The organism is Companilactobacillus tucceti DSM 20183 (assembly GCF_001434665.1).
Taxonomy (GTDB): domain Bacteria; phylum Bacillota; class Bacilli; order Lactobacillales; family Lactobacillaceae; genus Companilactobacillus; species Companilactobacillus tucceti.
This window is the reverse complement of record NZ_AZDG01000005.1, coordinates 89814-104733: the sequence shown is the minus strand read 5'-3', so window position 1 is coordinate 104733 and position 14920 is coordinate 89814. Positions and strand designations below refer to the sequence as shown.

General features: G+C 34.8%; 13 protein-coding genes and 1 pseudogene. 8 read left to right on the top strand and 6 right to left on the bottom strand.

Features of this window, described 5'->3' with window-relative positions; all coding sequences use genetic code 11:
* Positions 1-46: 46 nt before the first annotated feature.
* From FC72_RS03635 to FC72_RS03610, 6 genes and pseudogenes are all read left to right on the top strand, one after another.
* Positions 47-466: a CopY/TcrY family copper transport repressor gene (locus FC72_RS03635; protein WP_201781792.1), complete on the top strand. Its 420-nt coding sequence runs from the start codon at positions 47-49 to the stop codon at positions 464-466.
* Complete coding sequence (locus tag FC72_RS03630; RefSeq protein ID WP_338025121.1) at positions 466-1203, top strand: sulfite exporter TauE/SafE family protein; 738 nt, start codon at positions 466-468, stop codon at positions 1201-1203. The genes FC72_RS03635 and FC72_RS03630 overlap by 1 nt, the downstream gene beginning before the upstream one ends.
* Before the next feature lie 106 nt (positions 1204-1309).
* Positions 1310-3752 (top strand): annotated as a pseudogene (locus FC72_RS03625) (heavy metal translocating P-type ATPase).
* 18 nt (positions 3753-3770) lie between these two features.
* The gene (locus FC72_RS03620) at positions 3771-3965 is read left to right on the top strand and encodes a heavy-metal-associated domain-containing protein (protein ID WP_057764881.1); all 195 of its coding nucleotides are present in this window, start codon (positions 3771-3773) and stop codon (positions 3963-3965) included.
* A gap of 243 nt (positions 3966-4208) precedes the next feature.
* Positions 4209-5513, top strand: coding sequence for a Y-family DNA polymerase (locus FC72_RS03615; RefSeq protein WP_083480740.1), 1305 nt, complete (start codon positions 4209-4211; stop codon positions 5511-5513).
* Positions 5506-5877, top strand: coding sequence for a hypothetical protein (locus tag FC72_RS03610; protein ID WP_057764878.1), 372 nt, complete (start codon positions 5506-5508; stop codon positions 5875-5877). Before FC72_RS03615 ends, FC72_RS03610 begins: the two co-directional genes overlap by 8 nt.
* Before the next feature lie 84 nt (positions 5878-5961).
* Here FC72_RS03610 and FC72_RS03605 read toward each other — a convergent pair whose 3' ends face one another.
* A complete protein-coding gene (locus tag FC72_RS03605) occupies positions 5962-7176 on the bottom strand; it encodes an MFS transporter (protein WP_057764876.1) in 1215 nt (404 codons plus the stop codon).
* Between the two features lie 144 nt (positions 7177-7320).
* Positions 7321-8508 carry a CynX/NimT family MFS transporter gene (locus tag FC72_RS03600; protein WP_235805138.1) on the bottom strand — a complete coding sequence of 396 codons (1188 nt, stop codon included), beginning with the start codon at positions 8506-8508 and terminating at the stop codon, positions 7321-7323.
* Positions 8509-8646: 138 nt separating this feature from the next.
* Here FC72_RS03600 and relB point away from each other — a divergent pair, with 138 nt between their 5' ends.
* Positions 8647-8865: a type II toxin-antitoxin system RelB family antitoxin gene (gene relB / locus FC72_RS03595; RefSeq protein WP_057764874.1), complete on the top strand. Its 219-nt coding sequence runs from the start codon at positions 8647-8649 to the stop codon at positions 8863-8865.
* Positions 8866-8991: 126 nt separating this feature from the next.
* Here the strand turns inward: relB and FC72_RS03590 are convergent, their stop codons facing one another.
* The 3 genes from FC72_RS03590 to FC72_RS03580 all read right to left on the bottom strand — a co-directional run bounded on the left by FC72_RS03590 (position 8992) and on the right by FC72_RS03580 (position 12843).
* A complete protein-coding gene (locus FC72_RS03590; protein ID WP_057764872.1) occupies positions 8992-11688 on the bottom strand; it encodes an efflux RND transporter permease subunit in 2697 nt (898 codons plus the stop codon).
* Between the two features lie 116 nt (positions 11689-11804).
* On the bottom strand, positions 11805-12359 hold the full coding sequence (locus FC72_RS03585) for a TetR/AcrR family transcriptional regulator (RefSeq protein ID WP_057764870.1): 555 nt from the start codon (positions 12357-12359) through the stop codon (positions 11805-11807).
* A gap of 10 nt (positions 12360-12369) precedes the next feature.
* Entirely contained in the window at positions 12370-12843 is a 474-nt protein-coding gene (locus FC72_RS03580) for a nucleoside 2-deoxyribosyltransferase (RefSeq protein WP_057764868.1), read from the bottom strand.
* Positions 12844-13284: 441 nt separating this feature from the next.
* On the opposite strand from FC72_RS03580, the gene FC72_RS03575 reads away from it, so the two are divergent.
* On the top strand, positions 13285-13641 hold the full coding sequence (locus FC72_RS03575) for a hypothetical protein (protein ID WP_057764866.1): 357 nt from the start codon (positions 13285-13287) through the stop codon (positions 13639-13641).
* A gap of 155 nt (positions 13642-13796) precedes the next feature.
* Here the strand turns inward: FC72_RS03575 and arsB are convergent, their stop codons facing one another.
* A complete protein-coding gene (arsB, locus tag FC72_RS03570) occupies positions 13797-14837 on the bottom strand; it encodes an ACR3 family arsenite efflux transporter (RefSeq protein ID WP_057764864.1) in 1041 nt (346 codons plus the stop codon).
* Between the last annotated feature and the right edge of the window lie 83 nt (positions 14838-14920).

The following is a 14920-nucleotide window of genomic DNA, read 5'->3' as shown; positions in this document are numbered from 1 at the left end:
TAATCCGCTAGACTAAATATAGTAGAAGATTTGAGGTAGATACATGATGGAAAAAGATATAAATATAACTGATGCTGAATGGCGAATTATGCGTGTCATTTGGACACTTGATTCAGCTACATCTAGAGAATTGATTGACATCTTGGGCGAGTCAATGGATTGGAAACCAGCAACTATCAAAACCTTGTTGAGACGTCTATCTGATAAAGGAATAGTAAAAACTAAGAAGGATGGGAACAAGTTTATTTATACCGCAACTATGGATGAGAGTGACACTATAGACTTAGCTTCCAAAAAATTCTTCAATCAGGTTTGTGCTAAAAAAGTTGGATCAGCAATTGCATATTTAATTGATAATTCAGAATTAACACAGGCAGATGTGGATAAAATTCAAACTTCTTTGAATGCCAAAGAACCTGTTGAAGAAATAGAATGTAATTGCATCCCTGATGGGTGTAATTGCTAGTGTCAACAATAATCATTGTGATCAGCATCATGCTGTTTGGAGCATTCATACGAACTGTATTTGGTTTTGGGGATGCATTGATCGCTATGCCAATGTTAACTTTAATATCATTTGACTTAAAAACTTCAACGGCTTTAATTGGAGCAATTGGACTGTTGGTTGCTATTCCGGCAACTTTAAAATATAGTTCAGAAATCGATTGGTCTGTTATCAAACGTTTAGTTATTGGATCAATTTTTGGAGTTCCAGTTGGAATTACTTTGGTTAAATATGTTGATGTTAAAGTTGTTGGAAGAATTCTAGGATTATTTTTGTTGATATATAGTAGTTATAGTTTGATTCAAGTACTTAGAAATAAAAATTTAAAAGTCAGACTGTATTCAAAATTTTGGGATTATATTTTTGGATGGATTTCTGGTATTTTGGGCAGTGCCTTTGACAGTCATGGTGTAGCTGTAGCAATTTATGGCACTATGAAAGAATGGACAGCCAATGAATTTCGGGGTATTTTACAATCACATTTTATGTGTGTCAGTTTGATCGTTGTTTCCAGTCAAATGGTTTCAGGATTTTGGAATATGGAAGTTGTTAAATTACTGTTAATGACGATTCCATTTTTATTCATCTTGATTCCTTTTTCTAATTGGGTAGGTACTAAGATAAATAGTGCTGAAATGGTCAAGTATGTTTATGGATTGTTACTTTTATTTGGAATAATGCTTTTGATAAAGGGATAAGACTTAGTCTTTTCCCTAATTTTTTGCAGTTTGTGTTGACGAATGTAGACCTTATGATATGCTTAAGCCATTAAGGAACTACAAATGTAAATGTGGGGGTGATAGATTGGCTAAAGGTACATATGCTATCGAGGGGATGGTGTGTACATCCTGTGCTCAGACTGTTGAAAAAACCGTCAGTAATTTAGATGGTGTTAAAAAAGCCAGTGTTAATTATGCTACTGAACAATTGAGTGTCGATTATGATGAGTCGGTGACGATTGAAGATATTGCTACGGCTGTTGATGACGCCGGATATTCTGTAGTTAGAGACATTACTGATCGTGTTTTTGATATTGAAGGAATGGTTTGCGCCAGTTGTGCACAGACTATTGAAAAAGCGGTGTCTAAATTAGGTGTTGATTCAGTTAATGTTAATTTAGCAAGTGAAAAGATGAATGTTGGCTTTGATCAGTCACAGCTAAGAATTTCAGATATTACCACTGCCGTAAGTGATGCTGGATATTCTGCTAAATTAGTGAGTGACACTGTAAAAAAAAGATACGACTGATTATAAACAAGAACATATCAAAACAATGTGGAAAAGGTTCTGGATGTCAGCAGTCTTTGCAATTCCGCTTTTATATATTGCCATGGGGCACATGGTAGGCTTGCCACTTCCGGAAATGATAGATCCTATGAGTCATCCAGTTTCATTTGCGACGATTCAATTAATATTAGTTTTACCAGTTATCTATTTTGGTCGTGAATTCTTTATTGTGGGATTCAAATCTTTATTCAAAGGTCATCCCAATATGGATTCACTAGTTGCGTTAGGTACTAGTGCCGCATTTTTGTATAGTCTTTATGGAACAATTATGACTTATCTAGGTAATAATACTTTTGCGACGAATTTATATTATGAGTCAGCAGCAGTCATTTTAACTTTGATAACTTTGGGTAAATATTTTGAAGCTGTCTCAAAGGGTAAGACTTCAGATGCTATTAAGAAATTGATGAAATTAGCACCTAAAACAGCTTTTATTGTAAAAAATGAGGAAATTATAGAAATAAATTTAGATGAAGTTCAAGTTGGCGATATTTTGATGGTTCGTCCTGGTGACAAAATACCAGTAGATGGGATCATTGTTGAAGGCTCTTCGTCGATTGATGAATCAATGATCACTGGTGAAAGTATGCCGGTTGATAAAAAAGTTAATGATAAAGTAGTTGGAGCATCTTTAAATAAAAATGTTAGTTTTAAGTTTAAGGCTACTAAGGTGGGTTCTGATACTGCTTTAGCTCAAATTATCAAACTTGTTGAGGATGCCCAAGGTTCTAAAGCACCGATAGCTAAAATTGCTGATCAAGTTTCCAGTGTTTTTGTACCAGTTGTTATTACGTTGGCACTTTTATCAGGCCTGTTGTGGCTAATATTAGGTCAACAATCATGGATCTTTGCTTTAACGATAACGATTTCTGTTCTAGTAATTGCTTGTCCATGTGCATTAGGTCTAGCAACGCCAACAGCTATTATGGTGGGAACTGGACTTGGAGCTGAAAATGGAATTTTGATCAAAAGTGGGGATGCCTTAGAAACCTCTCGAAAAATTCAAACGATCGTATTCGATAAAACGGGGACTATCACTGAAGGCAAACCAGTAGTGACAGATATTATTACTTCAAATGGTTATAAAAGTGATTTAGTACTTCAGCTTGCTGCAAGTGCTGAACTGGGGTCAGAGCACCCACTTGGTGAAGCGATTGTTGATAGTGCTAAAGATAAAAATTTAACTCTGCAAAATACAAATGAATTTAAAGCAATTCCTGGACAAGGGATTGAAACAAAGATTGACGATAAAACACTTTTACTAGGTAATGATAAACTGATGCTTAGTAAAAATATTAATATCGATATTCAAAAAAGTGATTCTGACAAACTGGCTGATGAAGGAAAAACGCCGATGTATCTATCTTTTGATAATACATTAATAGGTATAATCGCCGTGGCAGATACAATAAAACCAAGTAGTGCAAAGGCAATCAAGGCATTACATAAGATGGATATTGAAGTGGCGATGTTGACTGGTGATAATGAAAAAACAGCTAATGCTATTGCTAAACAAGTAGGTATCGATCGAGTTTTGAGCGAAGTTTTACCAGAAGATAAAGCCAATGAAGTTAAAAAACTTCAAAATAATAAAATCGTAGCTATGGTCGGAGATGGAATAAATGATGCTCCTGCTTTAGCCCAAGCTGATGTTGGGATTGCAATTGGTTCTGGAACAGATGTTGCTATTGAGTCTGCTGATGTTGTTTTGATCAAAAATGATTTAATGGATGTTTCTAATGCCATTAAGTTAAGTCATGCGACGATTAGAAATATTAAACAAAATCTATTCTGGGCCTTTGCTTACAACACACTAGGAATCCCCGTTGCTATGGGAGTTTTAACTCTGTTTGGAGGACCATTGCTTAATCCAATGATAGCAGGTGCAGCAATGAGTTTTAGTTCAGTATCAGTTTTGTTGAATGCTTTAAGATTAAAGGGCTTTAAATTAGCCAAATAAATGAGTGGAGAAAATATAATGGAAAAAACATATGCAGTAGAAGGAATGAAATGCCAAGGATGTGTTGATACAGTTACTGAAAAGATTTCAAATGTTTCAGGTGTAACAAATGCTTCCGTAAGTTTGGAAAATAATAATGTTACAGTATCAGGCGATTTTGAAGAAAATGAATTGAAGAGTTCATTAGATGATACACACTATAATATAAAGTAATAGAGTGAAAAAAAAGACGGTTTGCCACCGGAGCATAGCCTAGAGACATGAATGATTGGCACTATCAATCATTTGTGGCTCGTAGCTATGTGGAGGTTGCAGTCTTTTTTTACACGTTTAAGTCTATAAAAGTATGAAGGATAAAACCGGAGTCGTGATTTATATCATGACTCCTTTTTATGTTGCCAATGCGAACATATGTTTGTATAATAATCATGAAAACAATTTTTGGGGATGAACAAGATGTACGATTACAGTTATGAGCCCAGACATGTGATTTTCATGATTGATAACAAGTCTTTCTATGCCTCAGTGGAATCAGTCGAACATGGGTTAAATCCATTAGAGTCGGTTTTAGTTGTCATGTCTCAGGCAGATAATACCGGTGATGGGTTAGTCTTAGCCTCCTCGCCCATGGCAAAGAAACTTTTTAATATCTCTAATGTTACTAGGTGTAGTGAAGTGCCAATCAATGATCCGCGTTTAGTTATAGCGCCACCAAGAATGAATCTGTATATCAAAAGAAATTTACAGATCAACAAGATTTTTGAGACTTTTACTGCTGAAGAAGACATTCAGCCATACTCAATTGATGAATCTATTTTGGATATGACGCATAGTTGGCATTTATTTGGTGAGAGCCCATTTGAAGTAGCACGTAAAATTCAAATCGAGGTCAAAAAACAACTAGGTTTATACGTTACCGTTGGTATTGGAGATAATCCTTTGTTGGCAAAATTCGCTTTAGATATTGAAGCTAAGCATGACTACAGTTTAATAGGAGAATGGCATTATGAAGATGTGCCTGACAAATTGTGGCCAATTAGAAATTTGAGTGATCTATGGTCTATAGGAAAACGTACCGCTGCTAAATTAGAGCAGCTAAATATTTATTCGGTTTACGACTTAGCTCATCATAATCCTTATATGTTAAAGCAGAGATTTGGAATAATGGGTAGTCAGTTGTTTGCTTTATCCTGGGGCATAGATCGCTCAATCGTCAAAAAAAAACATCATGCAAAAGATAAATCGTATGGTAACTCACAAGTTCTGCCTAGAAACTATGCTAAACAATCAGAAATTGAAGTTGTAATAAGAGAGTTAGCGGAACAAGTATCATCAAGATTAAGAGCACATCACAAACTAACTGGATGTATTAGTTTAGGAGTTGGCTTTTCCTATGACGCTAAACAGATAACTAAAAGTAGTGGTTTCTCTCATTCGATGAAAATAGAACCAACTAATTTAAATAAAGAACTGGCTGATTTATCCATCCAAATGTTTAGAAAGTATTGGCAAGGAGAACCAATTAGACATTTATATTTTTCCGGTGGTCAGTTATCAGATGATAATGTTTTACAATTGGATCTTTTGGATGATAAGCAAACTAGAGTTAAAGAAAGAAAAGTCGATGAAACAATTGATTCGATCAGAAAGCGTTATGGTTTTAAATCAATCGTAAAAACTTCCAGTTTGTCCAAAGGTGCTACTGCTATTGAACGTTCCAAACTAGTAGGTGGTCATAATGGAGGCAATGCCTATGACTAAGTACGATCCGGATTTAGTAACGCGATTTTTACATGAATATCATGATCGTGGGATGATGAAATGGAATGGATTTTATTTAAGTGACCATACTTCTAAATATAATAAGATGGAACAATCTAATAAGAAAAAAAGAGATCGAAATCATTCAGTTCAAATGTCTGAAGAAGAAATAATTTCTGTGATCAATCAAGCTGTTGTTAAAAAGTATATTGTGATTATTGAATTGAATACTAGAAATCTGGAAAATGAAATACCTGAATTTATAACGGGTTATATTGAAGGATTCTTTGAGGATAAGTTATTCGTTAAACAACGTATGATTGCATTAGAAGAAATTTATTCGATCAAAATAAAAAAGCAATGAAGCGGGGGACTTCATTGCTTAATTTCTAGGGGATGTATTTAGTATAGAAGGGTGATTCATAAATAAAGATGATTTATATCAAGTTTAAGCATTTTGATAGTTTTTAGCTTTTAAATTGCTGATAGTTAACATAAAGATAAGACTGATAATATAAAGTGTTGAGATAAATGTCATAACGGCCATGATGTTGTAGTTGTCTAAGATCCAGCCGATAGCTAAACTTGAGAATCCACCGATACAACGACCAGTATTCATAATGACATTATTTGCTGTAGCACGAACTTCAGTTGGATATAGGCGACTTACTACAGCACCGTATCCAGCAAACATACCATTTGAGAAGTAACCTACGATGGCGCCGACGATGATCAATGAAATCATATTAGTTGGTAGAGTTAATACGAATACTCCAATGGCTGAAGCAGTTAGGAATAATCCAAATGCAAGACGAGGTCCTAAATTATCTAAGATCCAGCCAAATGTTAGCATACCGGCACACATACCAAGGATAGTAGCAATCATCCAAGTTGAACTAGCAACTGTTAAGTTGAGTTGTTTTTGCATGATTGTTGGTAGCCAATTCATAAGTCCAAAGTAGCCAGCAATTTGAACGATTGCCATGACCATTAAGGCGACGGTTTGATAGGAAATTTTTGGTGTAGCAAATAATTCTTTAACACTGCCATGTTTCTTCTTGGAGGATTTAATGAAAGTATCACTTTCACGTAAGTGATGTCTGATAAAGAAAGTGATGATAACTGGAATAACACCGAATAAGAAGAGTGCGTTCCAACCTAGAGTAGGAATTACTAGTGTTGCTAGTAGAGCGGCGAAGATTGCTCCGACTTGGCCAGCCATACCGACCCATGATGATACACGGCCTAACTTTTTCTTAGAAAAACTTTCAGCAAGAACAGTCATACCGATACCGTACTCACCACCACCACCGATTCCGGCTAGGAATCTGCAGATGTAGATAGTTGTAAGATCGTGAGCGAAGAACATTGCTCCAGTAGCTATTGCAAAGATAAAGATTGTATATGTAAAAGTTTTGATACGACCGAATTTATCGGCTAAAATTCCAAAAAAAATACCACCCAATAACATACCAACATTAGTGATCGTGGAAATTAATCCCGCTTGGGTTCCGCTCAAATGCAATTCGGCAATGATAGAAGATAGGGCGAACGATAAAAACATAACGTCCATGTTCTCCAATCCGAAACCTGCAGTTGTGGAAGCGACCACTTTTGCTTGATAGTTATCTGGATGGTTTGATTGTGTAGATACTATTTTCATTCTATTTTCCTCCAAAATGGACGCTCACAGTCGCCCTTTATTTTGCTTGAAGATATAGTAGCATGCATAAATAATATGTACAAGTGTATAAAACTTTCTAAATTTGACCAATCACAGTCATGACAAGGCTTAAAAAAATTATATTTATTCTTTTATCAAATGTGCGCGATAAATAATAATACCAGTTATTGTTAATAATGCAGCAAATACAGCAATAACGATCATAATGTATGAACTTTCTCTAAAAATACCAAAGACAACAGGTCCAAAGGCAGCTAGAAGATATCCAGCAGATTGTGCCATTCCGGAAACCTCGGCAGTCTGATAAGGATTAGTTGTTTTGTTTGTAAAGAAGAATATAGCAGTATTAAAAGCAATTCCTTGTGCTACACCGGCAATTATTGCCCAGATCATTAAGTAAACTCCAGAAGTAGTATTTACTAAAAATGCTAATGGAGCGACAAAATATCCAAGTGCTACACAGAAACTCAAAAGTCCCATGCCGACCCTTTTAGGAGCCAACATTGGAACGATAAATGACAAAGGTAATCCAGCAATTTGTAAAACGGTCAATAAGTTACTTGAGAAGATAGTTGTAACGCCATGATCAGTCAAAACCCTTGGTAGCCAAGTTAAAAGTGAATAGTAAATCAATGATTGGAAGCCAAAGTATAACGTTATTAACCAACCTAAAGATTGATGCCAAACACTTTGATAGTTTGGAATTTCTTCCTCTTTTTCATCAGAATCTTTTTGATTATTTTTAACATTAGGAATCCAAAAGATAAAAGCAATAATTCCCATAACAGATAGTATAGCAAGCGTTGATCCTAGACTTATCCTAGTTATTAGGTAACCAGAAAAAGCAGTACCGATTGCACCTATTAAAAGCATAGATAGAGTATATAAAGCAGTTCCAAGAGGAATCTGACTAGGCATGTGGTCTTTTATGATAGCGGGAACTAACACGTTACCACTGTCGATACCGATACCAACTAAAGCCGTCCCTAAAAATAAGGCCCAAACAGCAGGTATAACACGTAAATAACTTCCAGCTAATAAAAGAATGAAAAACAAGAAAATCGTTAATTCGTTACCTTTTCTCTTAGCAATTTTTACGATTATTGGTGAAAATATAGCAAAAGCAATCAAAGGAATTGAGGTCAATAATCCAGCCATAGAACTAGGAATATTCAGATCTTTCTCAATACTTCTAAGTAAAGGTGGCATAATGGTGATCGGCAAGCGAAGGTTAGCCGCAATCAACATCATACTAAATAGAAAGTAATTATTTGATTTTTTGGGTGTATTTGTTTCGGATAATGAATTCAAAAATGTATCCCCCTCGATATTAGTTACTTAATTATTCTAAGACAGAACCATAAATGGAACAAATGAAATTGTTAATAAGCTAAAGACTTAGATTGAAACCTTATTAATGATAGTATTCAAATAGGAGGTGCATATAATATGGCTGTTACATCAATAAGATTTAAAGATAGTCAGTATAAACAGGTTCAGGATTTAGCAAAATTTTATGGTGTCTCTGTGACGGAATTTATGCGCCAAGCGGTAATTGATAGAATAAATGATGAGAATGACTATAAAGATGCTTTTAAGAACATAAGAGAAAGTCATGGAGAGACAGTTTCTCGTAAGGGTATTCTTAATCGATTGGACTTAGAATGAAAATATAGAATTATCGCCGACATAAAAGATGAAAAATTTATAGTCCTTGTAGTTAAGACTTCTAAAAGAAATGATGTTTACAAAAAATAGGGATGTGCAATTTGCACATCCCTATTAATTTACAATTTACTTATCAGCTTTTTCTTCTTTATCTGCACGTTTTCTAAACAAGTAGATAATGGCAGGCAAGACTGTTAGAGCACTGATCAATGAATAACCTGTATCAAGTACGGTAATTAGACCAAATGATCTAAGAACTGGGAAACTTGAGAACATGATGGCTGAGAAACCACCCATAACGGTCAATCCAGAAACAGTGATAGCTTGTCCAACGTGGGAAACAGCATCGATAATAGCTTGTCTTCGTGTGACTTTATTGAGTCGTTCCTCACGATATCTTTCTAGAATCAAGATAGTAAATTCAGTACCAATACCTAGAACTAATGAACTAAGTGCAATTGTAACTGGGTTGTATGTTGTATGCATTAACCAAAGAGTTAGTGGTGAAAGTCCAAGTACGACCAAGATAGGAAGCACTGGATAAACAGCCAATCTGAACTCGTGGTATACCAACAACAATACAAGGAAGATGATGATCAAACCAGCAAACATAATTAATGTGTGGTTTGAAGTTACGTTACTTACACCAATCAACATCATAACTTGTGGGCCGGCAGGTGAAATCTTCAAATCGTGATGATTACCACCAATATCCTTAGATATTTTATCCATCAAGTTTTGTTGCTCTTTAGATGAAAGATGTTGGTTAACTTTGAATTGAATTGTTGCATATTGATTATTATTGCTGATGACAGTCTTCTTCAGCGAATCAGGAATATTCTTGATTCCAGTATTCATAGTTGATTGACTAGCATCAAGTGAACCACCCAATTGTTTATAAGTAGAAGATAGACTTGTTACATCAGTAATATCTTTATATTTATTATTTTCTTTTTTACCTAATTTATCGATACGCTTCATAGTTGCCTTATCACGAACGTCGTCGCCTTTAACTAGGTAATTAATATAAACAGTTGATCCAACTTGCTTTTGTAGATATTTAGTATTTTGCAACTCTGACATGTCTTGAGGGATCATCTTCAAAATATCAGTTTCAGTACCGATATTTCTTTCGACGAAGAATCCGAATCCACCAAGGACAAGTGCAATGATAAATACCCAAGCGGCATGTTTAGTAACAAATTTAGCATAGTTAGCTAACCAGCCGGATAGACGAGTTGTACCATTTTGATTCTTTTCTTTTCTGATCTTGTTCTTAGCCACAAACTTAGCATGAGCTTTTTCTGAACCATCTAAGAGTGTGAAAGTACTGAACATCATAAAGAATTCAACGATATAAACACATAGACCACCAAGTGCCAAGGTTACACCGAATTGTTTCATCATTGGAGCTTTAGAGAAGAACATTGTTAAGAAACTGAACATCATAACAACTAAAGCAATTCCGACAGCAGGTCCCATCTTACTAATTGAAAGTTTGATTGAACCTTCCGAGTCTTCAGAACTGCGATATTCGTCCTCATAACGGTTTTGGAACTGAACACCAAAGTCAGTACCTAATCCAATAATAATTGGTAGTGTGGCCATTGTGGCAAGTGTAATAGGTAAGTTGAACCAACCCATCAAACCAAATGTCCAGATCAAACCAATTAAAACAAATAGTAATGGTGATAATCTTCTTCTAACTGGGAAGATCAAGGCTAAGATGATAAGCATGATGATAACAGCAATAACAACCATGATAGCCATGTTTTGAATAACAACATTCTTAACTTGTCCGATAACTACCGGAGTACCAGCAGTTCTGACTTTAACGTTGCCTTTGAAGTTGGTATCCTTAACAGCCTTATGAACATCCTTCATTAATTTAACGTTGGTATCCATATCAGTTGTATTCTTAGTGTTAACCATTAATACGGTATGTTTAGCGTTCTTAGGTAATAATTGCGAAACTGCAGATGGAACTTTTCCGTTATCACTAAGTAGGATATCTCTTAATAAAGCGTTAGACATGTTTTGCACTTTAGGCATCATTGGCAAAATACTTTGTTCAAGAGCTTGTCTTTGTTGATCGTTTAGGATCGTCATTGTATAAGCTTGAACTTGTTTATTTTGAGCAGATGTTAACATACCCATGAGTTGAGTCTGTGCAGTTGCCTGTACTTGTGCGGCGGCTGCTTGTTGTTGAGCAGCAGGTAATTGAGCAATTTTAGCAGTTGCTTGTTGTTGTGCGGCGGCAACTTGAGCCTTTTGTGTATCAGTTAAAATAGTTGGTACAAATTGTGCTATTTGAGCCTGTTGCTCAGTTGTTAATGAACCTTGGATCTTAGTCATCAAAGCAGCTTTTTGCTTATCAGATAATGAGTTCATAACATCTTTTTGCATTTTAGGAGTTAAGTTAAGACTTAATCCCTTCATATTAGAAGCTTGTGTAGGATTATCAGCTAATTGTGATAATTCGTCATTCATCAAAGCTACGATATTAGTAGTTCCACGAACGTTGTCCAATTTACTGATTTTCTTATCCAGCGTATTGAGCTTCTTCATATTTTTTTGCGATAAAATTTGATCCTGTTTGCCACTCACCATGACATAAACAGCATCCCCACCGAAATGCTTCTGATAAGTTTGCGTGTCTTTATAAGGCTTAGAATTGGAATTAACGAAAACGTCATTACTAAATTTCATTTCAATTCTAGGCAAACCTATGGCAAGAATTACGGTAATAGCTGCAACAATAGTGATCCACATTTTAGCGTGCTTGTGAATACTATGACTGAGCATATTGAAAAATTTCTCCATAATTTTCATCCCTTTCAGAGTTTTCCTCATAGTGACGATTATAGCTAATCGGAAAATTATTTTAAGAAACAAAAAAAGCCACTAGTCTCAAAATGAGACAAAGTGACTATTTTGTATTATAAATTTGACCATTTTTTAAAGAAACTTTCGGCGAAACCTGTAAATTCTTTCATAGGAACTTGAAAATCATGATATTCTAAGTATTCAACAAGTCCAACTAATCCACCAACTATGAAGCTAATCATTAATTCTGGAGTATCAGAAGTGACGATCATTTGGATCAATGGGTCGTCTTGACTTTCAGGTTCTTTATATTTACTCTCGACCAAATCTTTTAGGATACTGCGAAACTCAGGATATAAATTAGCTTTAGTTTGATACTGTGGTGAGATGTGACGCATGAAATTATTATTAGTTTCAATAAAATCGGCAATTTGTGAAACGATAGTTTCAGCATTACTACTATTACTAATTAAATCATCTAATAAATAAGAAAATACAGATCTTAGTAGAACAAATTTGTCAGTGAAGTAACGGTAGAAGGTACTATGATTTATCATAGCTTCTGCACAAATATCAGCGACTGTGATCTTCTCAAAAGACTTTTTTTCTAGTAGAGATATCATTGCGTCAACAATATTCTTTTTAGTTCGCTGTGTTACTTGTGACATGTTTATCCTCCTAAAATACGCTTACATCTTCATAACGAGTCATTAATTGATTGAAATCATAATCTTTAATTTTTTGGATATTTTCTGAACCATTGAAAAAGGCAGTTAAACTACCAGCCAACATAAGATTCAAAGGCAAGTCAGCAACATTTCTAACTGCGACAACAGGGATGTTATTAGCAAAAGCATAGCCACATTCCCAAACAGTTCCTGAATCAGGTTCAAGTTCGTTTTCTTCTATCTTATAGTCTAACATTGCAACGACGACATCTGAAACGTTGATATTATTAATATCATGCTTGAATACAGCTGATTGCCATTCAAAGGAGCCAACTTTTGCATCAGTGTATTCAACACTAGCGGGACGGAAAATATCTCCGATCGTTTCGTTTTGTTCTAAAAGTGCTTGGATTTCATCAAGTCGTTTGACCTGTTGTTCATTAAAGAAAGGTCCGGCTAAATAAATACGATTTTTCTTGTTCATAAAACTCTCCTTTTTGATATGTATTTATTATACTGGAAGCTATTGAAAATTCCTTGTAATTTCCTTTAAACAAATATTTTTTTTGAATATTATTAGGTATTTAAAAGTAAATATTATTTTTTTCCCCGTTCAGTTGAAAGTTCTTTAAAAGTTCAAATTTAGATGGTATAAATTACTTAGCATGGAGGATGACGAGTATGGAAAGTAAGAAGAATCTTAAGAAGAACAGACGTAATGTAAGTTACTTAGCACTATTTGGAATCATAATGGCCTTTCTTCTATTAATTTTTTAAAAAGTAAAATTAAAATGAAAACTAAAGACAGTTGAGAATTTTCTCACTGTCTTTTTTTGTATCATGGAATATTTAATAAATTAAAAACGTTTCGTTGAAAATAATTTGATATACTGAAATCGTAAAAAATATTTGGGGGATTAATATTATGAAGTTAAAGAAGATACTTTTGTCATTGTCATTAATGCTATCTTTGGTAACTCCAGTTCTTGGAGCAAGTACAACTACAGTGAATGCCGATGTTGATGATCCAGGTTATACTTACTATTCACGTACTGTTATTCATGTTTATAACTATATGGATACAAATCTAAGCTTTGTACCAATGGTTTCGTTTAACGCAGACAGCACTGTTTCACGAGTAACTAACCGTGCTTTACTAAATAGCACTCCATGGTTAACTGATATGCAAAGAAGAGGTGCAGATGGTGGATGGTACTATCGTGTTTCTACAAACGAATGGGTAAGTAATAATTATGTTGAAAGTGATGAAGTATTACATTAGAGAGTGTAACAAAACATGGTCAGCTTTCGAGCATTAAGGCAAATAGTCCCAGCAATCCGATTTTGGATTGTTGGGACTATTTGATTTAAGCGGAAAAAGCTATGTTTTGTCGCACATTTAATCTGTATATTTAAAAAAGCTTTTTGTTGAACTCTTTATCTTTTAAAACGATTACGGTACTTCAAAGCAACATTAACTAAACTAAGTAATACAGGAACTTCCACAAGTGGACCGATAACAGCGGTAAAGGCTTCACCAGAGCTTATACCAAAGACACTTACGGCAACGGCAATGGCAAGCTCGAAGTTATTACTTGCTGCTGTTAGTGATAGAGAAGCGGCGATTGGGTATCTTGTTCCACGATGATGAGCCATTCCAAATGAAATAAAGAACATAATTAAGAAATATAGTAATAGGGGAATAGCGATTCTAACAACATCAATAGGAAGTTGAACTACTTTTTCACCTTTAACAGAGAACATTACAATAATAGTAAAAATCAAAGCCCAAAAAGTTATTCGACTTATCTTTGGTACATAAACATTTTCAAACCATTGTTTACCTTTGAAGTGAATCAAAGCGTAGTGAGAAGTTATACCTGCAAGAAAGGGGATGCCAAGATAAATGGCAACACTTTTTGCAATTGATGACATTGGTACGTTGACGACATGTGTTTGTAGTCCCAACCAACCAGGTATGACGGTTATAAATAAGTAGGCAAAGAATGAATAAAAGACAATTTGAAAGATAGCGTTAAAAGCAACTAATCCGGCAGTATATTCTCCGTCAGCTTGAGCTAACTCACTCCAGACAATAACCATGGCGATACATCTTGCTAATCCGATCATGATAAGCCCAGTCATATAACTTGGATAGTTATGTAAAAAGATAACAGCTAAAGCAAACATAACTATCGGACCTAAGACCCAGTTTTGAAATAGGGAAATAATAAGTGTCTTCCAATCTTTGAAGACATGTCCCATTTCTTCATATTTAACTTTAGTTAATGGTGGATACATCATTAAAATCAGTCCAATAGCAATTGGAATAGAAGTAGTTCCAATCGACATGCTATTGATCACATTTGCGGTGTTAGGCCAAAAGTAACCAATTGCAACACCAATGACCATAGCTAGAATGATCCACCAAGTCATGTAACGATCGAAAATAGATAGTTTCTGACTAGTTTTTTCCAAAATAAATCCCCCCAAAACGTATAGATAATTATCTATGTAACCATTTTCATAGTAACTCATTTCAATTGTGAAATCAAAAACGA

Coding starts and splice junctions, on each gene's coding strand:
- FC72_RS03635 (WP_201781792.1), top strand. CDS start 47: ATGGAAAAAGATATAAATATAACTGATGCTGAATGGCGAATTATGCGT.
- FC72_RS03590 (WP_057764872.1), bottom strand. CDS start 11,688: ATGGAGAAATTTTTCAATATGCTCAGTCATAGTATTCACAAGCACGCT.
- FC72_RS03615 (WP_083480740.1), top strand. CDS start 4,209: ATGTACGATTACAGTTATGAGCCCAGACATGTGATTTTCATGATTGAT.
- FC72_RS03610 (WP_057764878.1), top strand. CDS start 5,506: ATGACTAAGTACGATCCGGATTTAGTAACGCGATTTTTACATGAATAT.
- FC72_RS03605 (WP_057764876.1), bottom strand. CDS start 7,176: ATGAAAATAGTATCTACACAATCAAACCATCCAGATAACTATCAAGCA.
- relB (WP_057764874.1), top strand. CDS start 8,647: ATGGCTGTTACATCAATAAGATTTAAAGATAGTCAGTATAAACAGGTT.
- FC72_RS03580 (WP_057764868.1), bottom strand. CDS start 12,843: ATGAACAAGAAAAATCGTATTTATTTAGCCGGACCTTTCTTTAATGAA.
- FC72_RS03585 (WP_057764870.1), bottom strand. CDS start 12,359: ATGTCACAAGTAACACAGCGAACTAAAAAGAATATTGTTGACGCAATG.
- FC72_RS03575 (WP_057764866.1), top strand. CDS start 13,285: ATGAAGTTAAAGAAGATACTTTTGTCATTGTCATTAATGCTATCTTTG.
- FC72_RS03620 (WP_057764881.1), top strand. CDS start 3,771: ATGGAAAAAACATATGCAGTAGAAGGAATGAAATGCCAAGGATGTGTT.